The organism is Acidovorax sp. GW458-11-26-14-TSB4, assembly GCF_059423865.1.
This window is the reverse complement of the sequence record NZ_JBWKYR010000010.1, coordinates 96,712-111,805: the sequence shown is the minus strand read 5'-3', so window position 1 is coordinate 111,805 and position 15,094 is coordinate 96,712. Positions and strand designations below refer to the sequence as shown.

Annotated in this window: 15 protein-coding genes; 9 read left to right on the top strand and 6 right to left on the bottom strand. The window is 65.6% G+C overall.

Annotated features, from left to right (window positions below; genetic code table 11):
- Positions 1–408 precede the first annotated feature (408 nt).
- The 9 genes from lepA (at position 409) to nagZ (ending at position 8,453) form a co-directional block, all read left to right on the top strand.
- Positions 409–2,217 carry a translation elongation factor 4 gene (gene lepA / locus AC07X5_RS20235; protein WP_409964358.1) on the top strand — a complete coding sequence of 603 codons (1,809 nt, stop codon included), beginning with the start codon at positions 409–411 and terminating at the stop codon, positions 2,215–2,217.
- Positions 2,217–3,191, top strand: coding sequence for a signal peptidase I (lepB, locus tag AC07X5_RS20230; protein ID WP_494771575.1), 975 nt, complete (start codon positions 2,217–2,219; stop codon positions 3,189–3,191). The genes lepA and lepB overlap by 1 nt, the downstream gene beginning before the upstream one ends.
- A 38-nt stretch (positions 3,192–3,229) precedes the next feature.
- On the top strand, positions 3,230–3,595 hold the full coding sequence (locus AC07X5_RS20225; RefSeq protein ID WP_494771574.1) for a DUF4845 domain-containing protein: 366 nt from the start codon (positions 3,230–3,232) through the stop codon (positions 3,593–3,595).
- Complete coding sequence (gene rnc / locus AC07X5_RS20220) at positions 3,595–4,278, top strand: ribonuclease III (RefSeq protein ID WP_494771573.1); 684 nt, start codon at positions 3,595–3,597, stop codon at positions 4,276–4,278. Before AC07X5_RS20225 ends, rnc begins: the two co-directional genes overlap by 1 nt.
- Positions 4,275–5,288: a GTPase Era gene (era, locus tag AC07X5_RS20215; protein WP_494771572.1), complete on the top strand. Its 1,014-nt coding sequence runs from the start codon at positions 4,275–4,277 to the stop codon at positions 5,286–5,288. The genes rnc and era overlap by 4 nt, the downstream gene beginning before the upstream one ends.
- A 53-nt stretch (positions 5,289–5,341) precedes the next feature.
- Positions 5,342–6,100: a DNA repair protein RecO gene (gene recO / locus AC07X5_RS20210; RefSeq protein ID WP_494771571.1), complete on the top strand. Its 759-nt coding sequence runs from the start codon at positions 5,342–5,344 to the stop codon at positions 6,098–6,100.
- A gap of 25 nt (positions 6,101–6,125) precedes the next feature.
- Complete coding sequence (locus AC07X5_RS20205) at positions 6,126–6,875, top strand: pyridoxine 5'-phosphate synthase (protein ID WP_494771570.1); 750 nt, start codon at positions 6,126–6,128, stop codon at positions 6,873–6,875.
- A gap of 12 nt (positions 6,876–6,887) precedes the next feature.
- Positions 6,888–7,283 carry a holo-ACP synthase gene (acpS, locus tag AC07X5_RS20200; protein ID WP_409964365.1) on the top strand — a complete coding sequence of 132 codons (396 nt, stop codon included), beginning with the start codon at positions 6,888–6,890 and terminating at the stop codon, positions 7,281–7,283.
- Positions 7,284–7,346: 63 nt separating this feature from the next.
- Entirely contained in the window at positions 7,347–8,453 is a 1,107-nt protein-coding gene (nagZ, locus tag AC07X5_RS20195; protein WP_494771569.1) for a beta-N-acetylhexosaminidase, read from the top strand.
- A gap of 21 nt (positions 8,454–8,474) precedes the next feature.
- Here nagZ and AC07X5_RS20190 read toward each other — a convergent pair whose 3' ends face one another.
- The 6 genes from AC07X5_RS20190 to AC07X5_RS20165 all read right to left on the bottom strand — a co-directional run bounded on the left by AC07X5_RS20190 (position 8,475) and on the right by AC07X5_RS20165 (position 15,094).
- A complete protein-coding gene (locus tag AC07X5_RS20190) occupies positions 8,475–9,131 on the bottom strand; it encodes a mechanosensitive ion channel family protein (protein ID WP_409964367.1) in 657 nt (218 codons plus the stop codon).
- A gap of 40 nt (positions 9,132–9,171) precedes the next feature.
- Positions 9,172–10,209, bottom strand: coding sequence for a GGDEF domain-containing response regulator (locus AC07X5_RS20185; protein WP_409964368.1), 1,038 nt, complete (start codon positions 10,207–10,209; stop codon positions 9,172–9,174).
- Positions 10,210–10,256: 47 nt separating this feature from the next.
- Positions 10,257–11,801, bottom strand: coding sequence for a lysine--tRNA ligase (lysS, locus tag AC07X5_RS20180; RefSeq protein WP_409964369.1), 1,545 nt, complete (start codon positions 11,799–11,801; stop codon positions 10,257–10,259).
- A 137-nt stretch (positions 11,802–11,938) separates the two neighbouring features.
- Positions 11,939–12,571: a sugar transferase gene (locus AC07X5_RS20175; protein WP_409964370.1), complete on the bottom strand. Its 633-nt coding sequence runs from the start codon at positions 12,569–12,571 to the stop codon at positions 11,939–11,941.
- Positions 12,571–13,743: a DegT/DnrJ/EryC1/StrS family aminotransferase gene (locus AC07X5_RS20170; protein WP_494771568.1), complete on the bottom strand. Its 1,173-nt coding sequence runs from the start codon at positions 13,741–13,743 to the stop codon at positions 12,571–12,573. Before AC07X5_RS20170 ends, AC07X5_RS20175 begins: the two co-directional genes overlap by 1 nt.
- Positions 13,730–15,094 (bottom strand): UDP-glucose dehydrogenase family protein, encoded by a 1,365-nt coding sequence (locus AC07X5_RS20165; protein ID WP_494771567.1) that lies wholly within the window; start codon positions 15,092–15,094, stop codon positions 13,730–13,732. Before AC07X5_RS20165 ends, AC07X5_RS20170 begins: the two co-directional genes overlap by 14 nt.

Sequence of the window (15,094 nt, the reverse complement as noted above, 5' to 3'; positions counted from 1 at the left end):
CTGAAAAAAAATTGAGAGGTTGGCGCTCGCTAACTTCTGAAGTGGGGCATCAACCAGTTTCGATAGAATGCAGGGGTCTGTTCAATTGTTATGTGCATATTGAACGGCTCCTGCTCCACCATGCGGGATGCCCCGGTTTCATGCACAGCTGATCCACAGCTCACCCACAAGTTGTTCAGGACTGCGTGGACTGGATCTGTGAATAAACTGTGTATAAAATCCGTGTTGCAGTCAGGCAACGACCCTTTTCCTGCCAGTGCCGGGCTGCTCCCGACACGCTTTTTGCCTACAATGAAGATCCAACTATCGCAGTTGCCAATGATTGTTGGTTCAGGGCGCGTCGCCACTCGACGCGCCCTTTTTTCTTGTGCGCGCCGTTTTAATTCAATTACTTGACGCTTCCCGTTGATGAACCACATCAGAAATTTCTCCATCATTGCGCACATCGACCATGGCAAGTCGACGCTGGCCGACCGCCTGATCCAGCGATGCGGTGGCCTTGCGGACCGCGATATGGAGGCCCAGGTTCTGGACTCGATGGACATCGAAAAAGAGCGTGGGATAACCATCAAGGCACAGACCGCAGCACTGCAATACAAGGCACGTGATGGGCAGGTCTACAACCTCAACCTGATCGACACGCCAGGCCATGTGGACTTCTCTTACGAGGTGAGCCGCTCGCTGTCTGCGTGCGAGGGCGCACTGCTCGTCGTTGACGCGTCGCAGGGTGTGGAAGCGCAGACCGTTGCCAACTGCTACACCGCGCTGGACCTCGGTGTGGAAGTGGTGCCTGTCCTCAACAAGATGGACCTGCCCAACGCCGATCCGGACAACGCGAAGGCCGAGGTCGAGGACGTGATCGGCATTGATGCGACCGATGCCATTCCCTGCTCGGCCAAGACCGGCATGGGCATCGACGAGATCCTCGAAGCCATCGTGGCCAAGGTGCCCGCTCCGCGCGGCAACGCCGATGGTCCGCTGCGCGCGATGATCATCGACAGCTGGTTCGACAGCTACGTCGGCGTGGTGATGCTGGTGCGCGTCGTCGATGGCCGCCTTCTCAAGGGCGAGCGCATCAAGATGATGGCCACGGGGGCTGTGTACAACGCGGACAACCTGGGTGTTTTCACCCCCGCCAACGAGCCGCGCAATTCGCTCGATGCAGGCCAGGTGGGCTACATCATCGCCGGCATCAAGGAGCTGCAGGCCGCCAAGGTGGGCGACACCATCACGCTCGAAAAGAAGCTGCCCAACAATGCCGGCCCTGCCGACGAAGCGCTGCCGGGCTTCAAGGAAATCCAGCCCCAGGTGTTCGCCGGCCTGTATCCGACGGAAGCCAGCGAGTACGACTCGCTGCGTGACGCGCTGGAAAAGCTCAAGCTCAACGATGCCTCGCTGCACTATGAGCCCGAGGTCAGCCAGGCGCTGGGCTTCGGCTTCCGCTGCGGCTTTCTGGGCCTTTTGCACATGGAGATCGTGCAGGAGCGGCTGGAGCGCGAGTTCGACCAGGACCTGATCACCACCGCGCCGAGCGTGGTCTACCAGGTGGTCCGGGCGGACGGCGAGATCCTCATGGTCGAGAACCCTTCGAAGATGCCCGACCAGGGCCGGCTGGAGGAAATCCGCGAGCCCATCGTCACGGTGCACCTGTACATGCCCCAGGACTACGTGGGCCCGGTGATGACGCTGGCCAACCAGAAGCGCGGCGTGCAGATCAACATGGCCTACCATGGCCGCCAGGTCATGCTGACCTATGAGATGCCGCTCGGCGAGATCGTGCTCGACTTCTTCGACAAGCTCAAGTCCGTCTCGCGCGGCTACGCCTCCATGGACTACGAGTTCAAGGAGTACCGTGCGTCCGACGTGGTCAAGGTGGACATCCTGCTCAATGGTGAGAAGGTCGACGCGCTGTCCATCATCGTGCACCGCTCGCAGTCGCAGTACCGCGGCCGGGCCGTGGTCGGCAAGATGCGCGAGATCATCAGCCGCCAGATGTACGACGTGGCCATCCAGGCCGCCATCGGTGCCAACATCATCGCGCGCGAGACCATCAAGGCGCTGCGCAAGAACGTGCTGGCCAAGTGCTATGGCGGCGACATCACGCGCAAGCGCAAGCTCCTGGAAAAGCAGAAGGCGGGCAAGAAGCGGATGAAGCAGATCGGTTCGGTCGAGGTGCCGCAGGAGGCTTTCCTCGCCATTTTGCAGGTGGAAGATTGATGCGGTTCATGGAAATTTTGACAGCTGCCGTCCTGGCGGCGTTCTTGGGCTATGTCGGTGCCTGGTACTTTGGTGCCATCGAGGGCAATTTCGCGCTGCTGATGTTCCTGGCCACCGTGGTCACGGGCGCTTACTGGCTCGCGGAACGCCTGTACTTTCTGCCCCGGCGCCGCCGCGCGGCCCAGGCCATCGAAGACGCGGCCGTGCAGCGGCGGGCCGAACTGGACCGCATGGGCATCCAGAAGGTGGATGTGGACGTGCAGGAGGCCCAGGGGCGCCTGCTGATGCAGCCCTGGTGGCTGGATTGGACGGCAGGGCTGTTTCCGGTGATTGCGGCGGTGTTCCTGCTGCGCTCCTTCCTGTTCGAGCCCTTCAAGATTCCTTCGGGCTCGATGATTCCGACGCTGCTGGTGGGCGACCTGATCCTGGTCAACAAATTCACCTATGGCGTGCGCCTGCCGGTGATCAACACGAAGATCATCGAGGGCAACAAGCCGGTGCGCGGCGATGTCATGGTGTTCCGCTACCCGCCCCAGCCCAACCTCGACTACATCAAGCGCGTGATCGGTGTGCCGGGCGACGAAGTGGCCTATTTGAACAAGCGCCTCACGATCAATGGACAGGCAGTGCCCACCACCAACGCCCCGGATTTCTTCGAGGAAGACACCATGCGCTACTTCAAGCAGCTGGAGGAGCAGGTGGACGGCAAGCCCCACCGGCTGTTGAACAATCCCGAGGTCCCCGCTTTCATCCAGGGTGCGAGCAATTTTGCCTACCGCGAGAACTGCCGCTACAGTGTCGAAGGGGTGGTCTGCAAGGTGCCCGAGGGCCACTATTTCATGATGGGGGACAACCGCGACAATTCGCTGGATTCCCGCTACTGGGGTTTTGTGCCGGACGCCAATATTGTCGGCAAGGCCTTTTTTGTCTGGATGAATTTCGGTAATCTCAAGCGCATCGGGCCTTTTCATTGACCGATAGCCCATTTCCATCAACACCGAGAGGGGAGAGCATGCATAACCATCGTTTCGCCAGCCGCTCGCGCCAGCGTGGCCTGTCGTTCATCGGCGTGATTTTCATCGGCCTGATCTGCGTGGCCGCGTTTGCCATCGGCGGCCAGTCCGTACCCATCTTCATCGAGTACCAGGCGATCAACAAGGCCGCCGCGAAGGCTGCCAGGGAAGAGACGACGGTTGCAGGCATCCGGGGTGCGTTTGACCGTGCCGGCGCCATCGACGACATCAGTTCCATCAAGGGCAAGGACCTGGAAATCACCAAGCGCGGCGACAAGAACATCGTGAGTTTCAAGTATTCGCGCGAGATCGCACTGGCGGGTCCGGCCTATCTTGTCTACCGCCTTGAGGGACAGACCAAGTAGTGCCTCCGAGTCTCCAAGCGCTGCAGGATCGCCTGCAGCACCCTTTTTCCGATGCTTCCCTGCTGCAACGCGCCGTCACGCACCGCAGCTTTTCGGCCGACCACAATGAGCGGCTGGAGTTTCTCGGGGACTCCGTCCTGAACCTGGCAGTGGCCAGCCTGCTGTACCAGCGCCTGGGGTCCCTGCCCGAGGGCGATCTCTCGCGCGTGCGGGCCAACCTGGTCAAGCAGGACACGCTGCACCAACTGGCGCTGCGCCTGCGCGTGTCCGAGGTGCTGCGCCTGGGTGAAGGCGAGTCCAAATCCGGCGGCCACCAGCGACCCTCGATCCTCGCCGATGCACTGGAGGCGCTGATCGGTGCGGTGTACCTCGATGCCGGGTATGGCAAGGCCGAGGCCCTGGTGCACCGCCTGTTCCAGGGAGTGGAGATCAACCCGCAGATGCAGGCCGCGTCCAAGGACGCCAAGACCGCGTTGCAGGAGTGGCTCCAGGGCCGCAAAATGAAGCTTCCGCAGTATGCCGTCGTGGCCACCGTGGGGGCGGCGCACCGCCAGACCTTTGACGTCGAGTGCGATATTCCCGAACTGGGCCTGACCGAGCGTGGCATCGGCGGTTCCCGCCGTGCCGGCGAGCAGGCCGCTGCGGCCGCCATGCTGGCTACACTGAAAGCAAAGAACCTATGAACGACGACGCCACCAACGAACCGGCCGGCGATGCCAGCCAGCCGCCAACGGGCGCCCAGTCGCCTGCCGACCTGGAGGCGATGCTGGCCGGGGCGCGCGTGCCGGCCGCCGTCGAGGGCCAGCGCTGTGGTGTGATCGCCATCGTCGGCAAGCCCAATGTGGGCAAGTCCACGTTGCTCAATGCCCTGGTGGGCCAGAAGATCAGCATCACCTCGCGCAAGGCGCAGACCACGCGCCACCGCATCACCGGTATCCGCACGCGCGAGCAGACCCAATTCGTCTTCGTCGATACCCCGGGTTTCCAGACCCGCCATGCCACGGCGCTCAACAAGTCGCTCAACAAGACCGTCATGGGCGCCATCGGCGACGTGGACCTGATCCTCTTTGTCGTCGAAGCCGGCAACTTCACGCTGGCAGACGCCAAGGTGCTGTCCCTGTTCAAGCCCGGCATTCCCACGCTGCTGGTGGCCAACAAGCTCGACATGGTCAACCGCCGCGCCGAACTCGCGCCCTGGCTCAAGAGCATGCAGGAGCGCCACCCATTTGCCGAGTTCGTGCCCATGTCGGCCAAGAACAAGGGCGACATCGACAGGCTGTTCGGCATCTGTGCCAAGTACCTGCCCGAGCAGGGCTGGTGGTACGGCGAGGATGAACTCACCGACCGCAGCGAGAAATTCCTGGCCGGCGAGACCGTGCGCGAAAAGCTGTTCCGCTTCACGGGCGACGAACTGCCTTACACCTCCACGGTGGTCATCGACAAGTTCGACGAAGAAGCCAGCAAGCAGCACAAACGCCTGGTCAAGATCGCCGCCACCATCGTGGTCGAGCGCGACAACCACAAGATGATGGTCATCGGCGACAAGGGCGAGCGCTTGAAGCGCATCGGCACCGAGGCGCGCCAGGAGCTCGAGAAGCTCATGGACGCCAAGGTCTTCCTGGAACTCTGGGTCAAGGTGCGCTCGGGCTGGGCCGACGACGAGGCGCGCGTGCGCTCGTTCGGCTACGAGTGAGGATGGCCGCCGCCCCGGTTCTCGGTGCGCCTGCGGCCTGACGAAAGCCGCCCGTGGCCGTTGCCAAGCGCGTTTCCGATGAACCCGCCTTCGTGCTGCACAGCTACGACTGGAGCGAGTCGAGCCTGATCCTGGAGGTGTTCTGCCGCCGCCAGGGCCGCGTGGCCCTGGTCGCCAAGGGTGCCAAGAAGCCGACCTCCAACTTCCGCCCGGTGCTGCTGCCCCTGCAGCCGCTCTTGCTCACCTACACGCTCTCGGGCGATGGCTCGGCCGACATCCACACCCTCAAGGGCGCCGAGTGGGTGGGCGGGCATGTCATGCCCACGGGCGATGCCCTGCTGTCGGGCATGTACCTCAACGAACTGCTGCTGCGCCTGCTTGCGCGGGCCGATGCGCATGCCGCGCTCTTTGACGCCTATGCCGGTGTGGTGCGCGTGCTGGCCAGCGAGCATGGCGATGCGCTCGAACCGGTGCTGCGCAGCTTCGAGCTGCTGCTGCTGCGCGAGATCGGCCTCTTGCCCAGCCTGGACGCTGAGACCATGACCTTCGAGCCCCTGCAGGCGGCCATGCGTTACACCCTGGTGGCCGAAGGCGGGCTGCGCAGGGCCTCGGCGGGCGATCGCGTTGCCTTGCCTGCAAGCCAGTGGACGGGCTTACAGGCCGCGCTCGACACCGGCTACACCGCCACCCTGCGCGCCTGCGCGCCCGTGGCCGCCGAGCTCAAACCCCAGCTCAGGGCGCTCTTGCAATACCATTGCGGCAGTCCCGTGCTGCGCACCCGCCAGCTCATGATGGATCTGCAGGCCCTCTGATCTCCCTTTGATCTCCACCTCCTCCATGGCACAACACCGCACCGCCCTGTCCGTCAACGTCAACAAGGTCGCCCTGGTGCGCAACACGCGCCACCTGGGCATTCCCAGCGTCACGCGTGCCGCGCAGCTGTGCCTTGAAGCGGGTGCCCGGGGCATCACCGTGCACCCCCGCCCGGACGAACGCCACATCCGCAGCCATGACGTCTACGAGCTGGCCGAGCTCATGAAGGCCTGGCCCGACCGCGAATACAACATCGAGGGCAACCCGTCGCAGAACCTCATGGACTTCATCCGCCAGGTGCGCCCGCACCAGGCGACCTTCGTGCCCGACAGCGAAGACCAGTTCACCAGCGACCACGGCTGGAGCTTTCCGCAGGACGCCGAGCGCCTGGCCCCTTTGATTGCCGAATGCAAGGCCCTGGGTGTGCGAGTCAGCCTGTTCATGGACCCGACACCCGAGGCCATGGCCGCTGCCAAGGCCGTGGGCGCCGACCGCATCGAGCTCTATACCGAGCCCTATGCCGCCGCCTGGGGCACTCCAGACCAGCCCGTGCAGCTGGAGCGCTACCGCGCTGCCGCCCAGTCTGCCCTGGATGCCGGGCTGGGCGTCAATGCCGGCCATGACCTCAACCGCGACAACCTCGGGGCCTTCGTGCGCGGTGTGCCCGGCGTGCTCGAGGTCTCCATCGGTCATGCCCTGATCGCCGATGCGCTGGAGCTGGGCTACGCCGCCACCGTGCAGGCGTACAACGCCTGCATCGATGCTGCTGCCTGAGCGCTGCACGCCATGATCTACGGTATCGGCACCGACATCTGCGACGTGCGCCGCATCAAGGCCAGCCTGGAGCGCCACGGCGACCGGTTTGCCGAGAAGGTGCTGTCCGAGGGCGAGCTCGCCACCTGGCGCGCCCGCACCGCCCGCTGGCCCGACCGCGGCCTGCGCTACCTGGCCACCCGCTTTTCCGCCAAGGAGGCCTTCAGCAAGGCCATCGGCCTGGGAATGCGCATGCCCATGACCTGGCGCCACTGCGAAGTCGCCAAGCTCGCCTCGGGCCAGCCCGTGATCGTGCTGCATGGCGCACTCAAGGTGTGGTTCGAGGAGCGCGGCCTGCAGGCCCACCTGAGCGTGACCGACGAGACGGACTATGCCGCCAGCTTCTGCGTGGTCGAAAAAACGCCTTGATCTGTGCGCGCATGCGTACCCTGCGCGTCTGCAACCCATCTTCTTTCTGATTTCCCCACGCCCATGACCGAACACGCACCCGTCATCCTCGATGTGGCCGGCACCTCCCTGAGTGCCGATGACCGCCGCCGCCTGGCCCACCCGCTCACCGGCGGCGTCATTCTGTTCGCCCGCAACTGGGAAAACCGGGCCCAGCTGCTGGGCCTGACCAGCGCCATCAAGGCCGTGCGCGACGACCTCCTGATCTGCGTGGACCACGAAGGTGGTCGCGTGCAGCGCTTTCGCACCGATGGCTTCACCCACCTGCCGCCCATGCGCGCCTTGGGCGCGATGTGGATGGACGATGGCAAGGGCGCCAAGGCCATGCCCGGCAGCGGTGCCCTGCGCGCCACCAATGCGGCTACAGCCGCGGGCTATGTGCTGGGCGCCGAACTGCGCGCCTGCGGCGTGGATTTCTCGTTCACCCCGGTGCTCGACCTCGACTGGCAGGACGTGGCCACTTCGCGCAGTGGCGTGATCGGCGACCGGGCCTTCCACCGCGACCCGCGCGTCGTGGCGCTGCTGGCCAAGGGCCTCATGCACGGCCTGCTCCAGGCCGGCATGGCCAACTGCGGCAAGCATTTTCCCGGCCATGGTTTCGTCAAGGCCGATTCGCACACCGAAGTCCCGGTGGACACGCGCAGCCTCAAGGCCATCCTGGCCGACGACGCTGCCCCGTACCCCTGGCTCAGCAGCACGCTCACCAGCGTCATGCCGGCCCATGTGATCTACCCCAAGGTGGACAGCCGCCCGGCAGGATTTTCAAGGCGCTGGCTGCAGGACATCCTGCGCCGCGAGATGCGCTTCGATGGCGCCATCTTCAGCGACGACCTGAGCATGGAAGGCGCACGCCGGCTCGACGGCCAACTGGTCAGTTACACCAAGGGGGCGCTGGCAGCCTTGGAGGCCGGTTGTGACCTGGTGCTGCTGTGCAACCAGAGCGTGGGTGATGGCAAGGCGGTGGACGAATTGCTCGACGGCCTGGCCGATGCCCTGGCCCAGGGCCGCTGGCAGCCCAGTGCGGACAGCGAGTCACGCCGAATTGCACTGCTGCCTGAGACCATCCCCCAGGCCTGGGACGATCTCATGTACCAGCCAGCCTACCTGCAGGCGCTCGATCTGCTGCCCTGATGGCTCGGCGCTGCCGCCCCGTCAGGGAGCGGTAGTGGTGAGGGGCGATTCCTGCACCGCCGCGGCAACTGCGGGCGGAGCAGGCGCCGCAGCCTCTGCGGGGGGCGGCCCCCGCCAGCGCCGCACCACGCGCTGAAAGATCAGTGCATTGGGTATTTGCAGCCAGGTGCCTTCGGGTCCCGCATGGTGGTGGTCCTCCAGGGTGGTGTACAGCAGGTTGATGTCCACCACCCGGCCCTTGGCGCCGGGCTTCTCGGCCGTGTCCAGCACCTCGATGTAGTCGCCCACGCGAAACGGCCGCACCGTGAAGATCAGCAGTGCGCAAAACAGGTTGGACAGCACGCTCCAGGCCGCGAAGAAGGCCACCGCGCCCACCGTGGCAAAGCCCGTCAGCGCCGTCCACAGCACCGTGGCCGACACCCCCATGCGCTCCAGCACCAGCAGGAAGGCGCTGGCCACGAGGATCCAGCGTATCAAGCCCTTGATGGGCACCAGCAGCTCGTCCGGCAGTTGGTAGTGGGCGGCGGCACGGGCGACCAGGCGGCGCAGCAAGCGCTGCAGCATCCAGGCGACGAAAATGATCAGCAGGATCTGCAGGCCGGGCACGATCACCTCCAGCCAGTCCTGCACCCAGGTGGGCAGATATGTCTTCAAAGCATGCAGACCAGTGGTGGCCATGGGAGAAGAGCGCAAGGCTCCAGAACAGAAAGAATCGCCATCAGCCGCGCAACTGCTCCACCGTGTCCATTTGCATCTCGAAGCTGAAGAAGCGGTTGCGGCCCTGGGCCTTGGCGGCGTACAGGGCCTGGTCGGCACGCATGATCATGCTTTCGGCATTGGTGCTGTCGTCGGGCACGCAGGTGGTGATGCCGCCCGAGAGCGTAAGCGCGTCGCCCAGGGGCGAATCCGGGTGTGCAATGCCGCGCACCTTGAGCAATTGGCCCAGGGCGCGCGCAAAGGTCATGGCGCCGGAGCGCGGGGTGTTGGGCAGGATGAGCGCGAATTCCTCGCCGCCATAGCGCGACGCCACGTCGCGCGGCCGCACGCACACCTCGCGCAGCAGCCGGCCCACTTCCTTGAGGCAGGCATCGCCCTGCACATGGCCGCTGGCATCGTTGAACAGCTTGAAATGGTCCAGGTCGCACAGCATCAGCGTGAGCGGTGTGCCATCGCGCCGCGCCGACAGGATCTCGTTGTGCAGCATGCGGTCGAAGCCCCGGCGGTTCACCAGGCCCGTGAGCGCGTCCACCTCCACCATCTCATTGAGGCGCTGGTTGGCCACATGCAGTTCGGCCGACACCGACACCAGCCGCCGGCGCATGTCCAAGAGGCGCTGCATGGCGCGCAGCTTGGCCATCAGCACGATGGGCCTGACCGGCTTGACCAGGTAGTCATCGCCCCCGACCTCGATGCCGCGCCACACGTCGAGCTCGTTGTCCAGACCCGACAGGAAGATGATGGGCGTCCAGTCGCCGGCTTCGCTCTCGCGCATCTGCTGCGCCACCCAGTAGCCGTCCTTGCCGGGCAGCTTGATGTCCAGCAGCACCAGGTCCGGACGCTGCGCCTTGAACAGGTGCAGCGCCGCCGTGCCCTCGGGGGCCTCGAAGATCTCCGCGATCCCAGCCTGGCGCAGTTCGGCCACGAGGGCCGCCCGCACGGAATTCTGGTCCTCTACCACCAGCACTGAAAAGCGGTTGCGGGACGAGGACCCGCTGGCCGTGGCGGGGTAGGGCGCGCTGCTGGGAGTGAATGGCACGGTGACTCCTTGGTGCGAAGCTCAGGAGGTGGGCAGCAGCCAGCCGCTCAGGATTCCCGTCGCAGTGCCGGGAACAGTATCACGTCGCGGATGCTGGGGCTATCGGTCAATAGCATCATCAGGCGGTCGATGCCGATACCGCAGCCACCCGTGGGAGGCATGCCGTACTCCAGGGCGCGCACGAAGTCGTGGTCGTAGAACATGGCCTCGTCGTCACCGCTGTCCTTGGCCGCTACCTGGGCATGGAAGCGCGCAGCCTGGTCCTCGGCGTCGTTGAGCTCGCTGAAACCATTGCCGAACTCGCGCCCGGTGATGTACAGCTCGAAGCGCTCGGTCACTTCGGGGCGGGTGTCGTTGGCGCGCGCCAGCGGCGAGATCTCGGTCGGGTGCTCCATGATGAAGGTGGGCAGCCACAGCTTGTCCTCCACCGTCTCCTCGAAGTACAGCACCTGCAGGCTGGCCAGCGAGCGCGTTGACAGCTTGTCCTTTTCTTCATTCAGGCCCAGCTTCTTCAAGGCGCTGGTCAGCCAGGCGGCGTCGTCCACATGGGCGCCGGCCTCGGTGTACTGGAAGATCGCTTCGCGGATGGTCAGGCGCGCGAACGGCTGCGACAGGTCCACGGCGCGGCCCTGGTAGCTCAGTTGCAGCGAGCCCGTGGCCTTGAGCGCCACCTCGCGGATCAGCGTCTCGGTGAAGTCCATCAGATCCAGGTAGTTCCAGTACGCCGCATAGAACTCCATCATGGTGAACTCGGGGTTGTGGCGCACCGAGATACCTTCATTGCGGTAGCTGCGATTGATTTCGAACACGCGCTCGAAGCCGCCCACGATCAGGCGCTTGAGGTACAGCTCCGGCGCGATGCGCAGGTACATCTCCTGCTCCAGCGCGTTGTGGTGCGTCACAAAAGGCTTGGCATTGGCGCCGCCCGGGATCGGGTGCAGCATGGGCGTCTCGACTTCGAGGAAGCCGTGCTCCACCATGAACTCGCGCAGGCCGCTCACGGCCTTGCTGCGCGCGATGAAGCGCTTGCGCGCCTGCTCGTCGGTGATCAGGTCCACATAGCGCTGGCGGTACTTCTGCTCCTGGTCGGCCATGCCGTGGAACTTGTCGGGCAGCGGGCGCAGGCTCTTGGTCAAGAGGCGCAGGCGCGTGACCTTGATCGAAAGCTCGCCGGTCTTGGTCTTGAAGGTCGTGCCCTCGGCACCCACGATGTCGCCCAGGTCCCAGTGCTTGAAAGCCGCGTAGGCTTCCTCGCCCAGCGCATCGCGGGTCACGTACAGCTGGATCTGGCCGCCGGTGTCGCCCAGCGAGCCGTCCTGCACCGTGGCGAAGCTGGCCTTGCCCATCACGCGCTTGAGCATCATGCGGCCGGCCACGCTCACCGTTGCGGGGCTGGCTTCCAGGGCCTCGGCGTCCACGGCGCCAAAAGTGGCGTGCAGCTCGGCCGCCTTGTTGGCCGGCTTGAAGTTGTTGGGGAAGGCCACGCCGCCGCCCTGGGCCTGAACTTCGCGCAAGGCGCGGAGCTTCTCACGGCGTTCGGCCATGAGCTTGTTGTCGTCCTGGGGCACTGGAGGGGTGTTCTGTTCAGACATAGGTGCGGTCAATGCGGTGCGCGCGTGTGCGTCGTGGTATGGGGGCTGCCGTGGCGGTCCACGGTGGCGAACCTGCCATTTTATCGGCTTGGCGCACGCTGCACGGTTTTTGCCCATGCAGCCGCGTATTCAATGCTTCAGCGGGGCTGGCCGGCGCCTCTGCCGGGCGCCCGGGACGGCCGCAGGACGGCGTCGACCGTGCGCGCGATGATCACCAGGTCCTGCCAGAGTCCATGGTTCTGCGCATAGCGGGCCGCATAGTCCAGTTTGGCGGGCAGGATCTCCTCCACATAGGTTCGCTCGGGGTCGGCGCTCTGCGCGAGCAGCGTGCTCTCGTTGCGGAAGGCGATGGAGGCCAGGTCCGTGATGCCCGGTCGCACGCTCAGCACCAGGTCATGCAGCTCCGGTGGGTACATCGCGACGTAGTACGGTACTTCGGGCCGCGGGCCCACCAGGCTCATGTCGCCCACGAGCACGTTGAACAGCTGCGGCAGCTCGTCGAGCTTGCTGTGGCGCAGCCAGTGCCCCGCGCGCGTGATGCGCGCATCCTCGCCCACCGTGATGGCCGGCCCCGAGCGGTCCGCGCCGGTGCGCATGGTGCGGAACTTGTAGATCGTGAAATGCCGCCCGTGCCGGCCCACCCGCTCCTGGCGGAAGAATGCGCCGCCCGCCGAATCGCAGCGCACCCACAGCGCAATGGCCAGCAGCGCCGGGCCCAGCACCAGCAGGGCGCTGCCCGCAACCACGATGTCCAGCAGGCGCTTGAGCATCAGCCGAGCAACTGGTGCAGGGCCGCGATCACGCGGTCCTGGTCGGCATCGCTCATTGCCGTGAACAGGGGAATGCTCACCATGGCCTGGTAGGCCGCGTCGGCTTGCGGGAACATCTGGGGCGTGAGTGCATAACGGTCGCGCCAGTAGGGGTGGCGGTGCAGCGGCACATAGTGCACGCTGGTGCCGATGCCCCTGTCCGACAGGCCCTGCACCAGCGCATCGCGCGACAGGCGTGCGCCTTCTGCGAGGCGGATGACGTACAAGTGCCAGGCGTGCACGTCGCCCGCAGGCGCTTCGGCCGGCAGCACCAGCGGCAAGTCTCTAAGGCCTGCGTGGTAGCGCTGCGCCAGGTACTGGCGCCGCTGCACGAAGGCGGGCAGGCGCGCGAGTTGCTGCACGCCCATGGCGGCCGCCACATCGGTCATGTTGTACTTGAAGCCCGGGGCCACCACCTCGTAGTACCAGGCCGGTGTCTTCGAGGTGAAGCGGTCGAAGGCATCGCGGTTCATGCCATGCAGGCGCATCACGCGCATGCGCTTGGCCAGCTCCGGGTCGCGCGTCACGGCCATGCCGCCTTCGCCCGTGGTGATGGTCTTGTTGGCATAGAAGCTGAACACCGTCACGTCGGACGCCAACTGCCCCACCAGCGTGCCCTTCCAGGTCGTGGGCAGGGCGTGTGCGGCGTCTTCCACCACCTTGAGCCCGTGCTCCTTCGCAATGACCAGGATGGCATCCATGTCGCAGGCCAGGCCGCCGTAGTGCACTGGCATGATGGCCTTGGTGCGCGGCGTGATCGCAGCGCGCACCCGGGCCGGGTCCATGTTCAGCGTCACCGGGTCCACGTCCACCAGCACCGGGTCGGCGCCCAGGTAGCGCACCACCTCGGTCGTGGCCGTAAAGGTCAGCGTGGGTGCGATCACTTCGTCGCCCGGGCCGATGCCCAGGGCTTCCAGGGCCAGGTGCAGGCCGGCGGTGGCCGAGTTCACGGCCAGGCTGTCCACGCCGCCGCCCAAGTAGTCGGTGAAGGCTTGCTCGAAGGACTTGGTCTGGGGTCCCGTGGTGACCCAGCCCGAGCGCATGGCTTCGGCGACGGCGCTCACTTCGGCATCGCCGATGTCGGGGCGCGCGAAGGGCAGAAAGGGCAGGGCGGCGGTGTCAGCGTTCGGCATGGTCAGGCGGCAAAGGGGTGGACGGGGCTGCGCCACGGCCTATGGCGTGGTATTGCAGCCCTGCGGCGTGCAGCTCGGCGGGCTCGAAAAGATTGCGGCCATCGAACACCACGCGTTCACGCAGCGTGGCGGCCAGGTGGGCAAAGTCCGGGCTGCGGAACTCCTTCCACTCGGTGGCGATGACGAGCGCGTCCGCCCCCACCAGCGCCGCGTCGGCCTGCTCCACGAAGGACAGGCCGGCGCGCCGGCCTAGCGCCAGGCGCGCCTGGTCCATGGCCTGCGGGTCGTAGGCCACCACATCGGCGCCCAGGGCCAGCAGCCGATCGATGATGGCCAGGCTCGGCGCCTCGCGCATGTCGTCGGTGCCGGGCTTGAAGGCCAGGCCCCACAGGGCGAAGCGCCGGCCCGTGAGGTCGGGGCCGAAGCGCGCGGTGATCTTGCCGGTCAGCACCTGCTTCTGGCGCTCGTTCACGGCCTGCACGGCGGGCAGGATATGGAACTCCTGCCCCGCGTCCTGCGCGGTCTTGATGAGCGCGCGCACGTCCTTGGGAAAGCACGACCCGCCATAGCCTGTGCCCGCGTACAGGAAATGCGTGCCGATGCGCGGGTCCATGCCGATGCCCGTTCGCACGTTCTCGATGTCGGCGCCCAGCTTCTCGGCCAGCAGCGCCAGCTCGTTCATGAAGCTGATGCGCGTGGCCAGCATGGCATTGGCCGCGTACTTGGTGAACTCGGCGCTGCGCACATCCATCACCACCAGCCGGTCGCGGTTGCGCATGAAGGGCGCGTACACGGTGCGCATGAGCTCGGTGGCACGCTCGTTGTCGCTGCCTACGATCACACGGTCCGGCCGCATGAAGTCCTGCACCGCGCTGCCTTCCTTGAGGAACTCGGGGTTGGACACCACGGCGAAGTCCGCCGGCAGGCTGCGCTCTGCCAGCACGCCGGCCACCGTATCGCGCACCCGGTCGGCCGTGCCCACGGGCACCGTGCTCTTGTTGACGATGAGCTTGTAGCCCGCCATGCGCTCGGCAATTGATCGCGCGGCAGCCAGCACATGCTGCAGATCAGCCGAACCATCTTCGTTCGGCGGCGTGCCCACGGAGATGAACTGCAGCAGGCCATGCGCCACGGCATGGTCGGTGTCGGTGGTGAACTCCAGGCGGCCGGCGCGCGCATTGCGCAGCACCACGTCGAGCAGGCCGGGCTCATGGATGGGCATGTGCCCCTGGTTCAGCGAGGCGATGCGGCGCACATCCAGGTCCAGGCACACCACGTGGTTGCCCATCTCCGAGAGACAGGCCCCGGTGACAAGGCCCACATAGCCGGTGCCGATGACGGTGATTTTCAT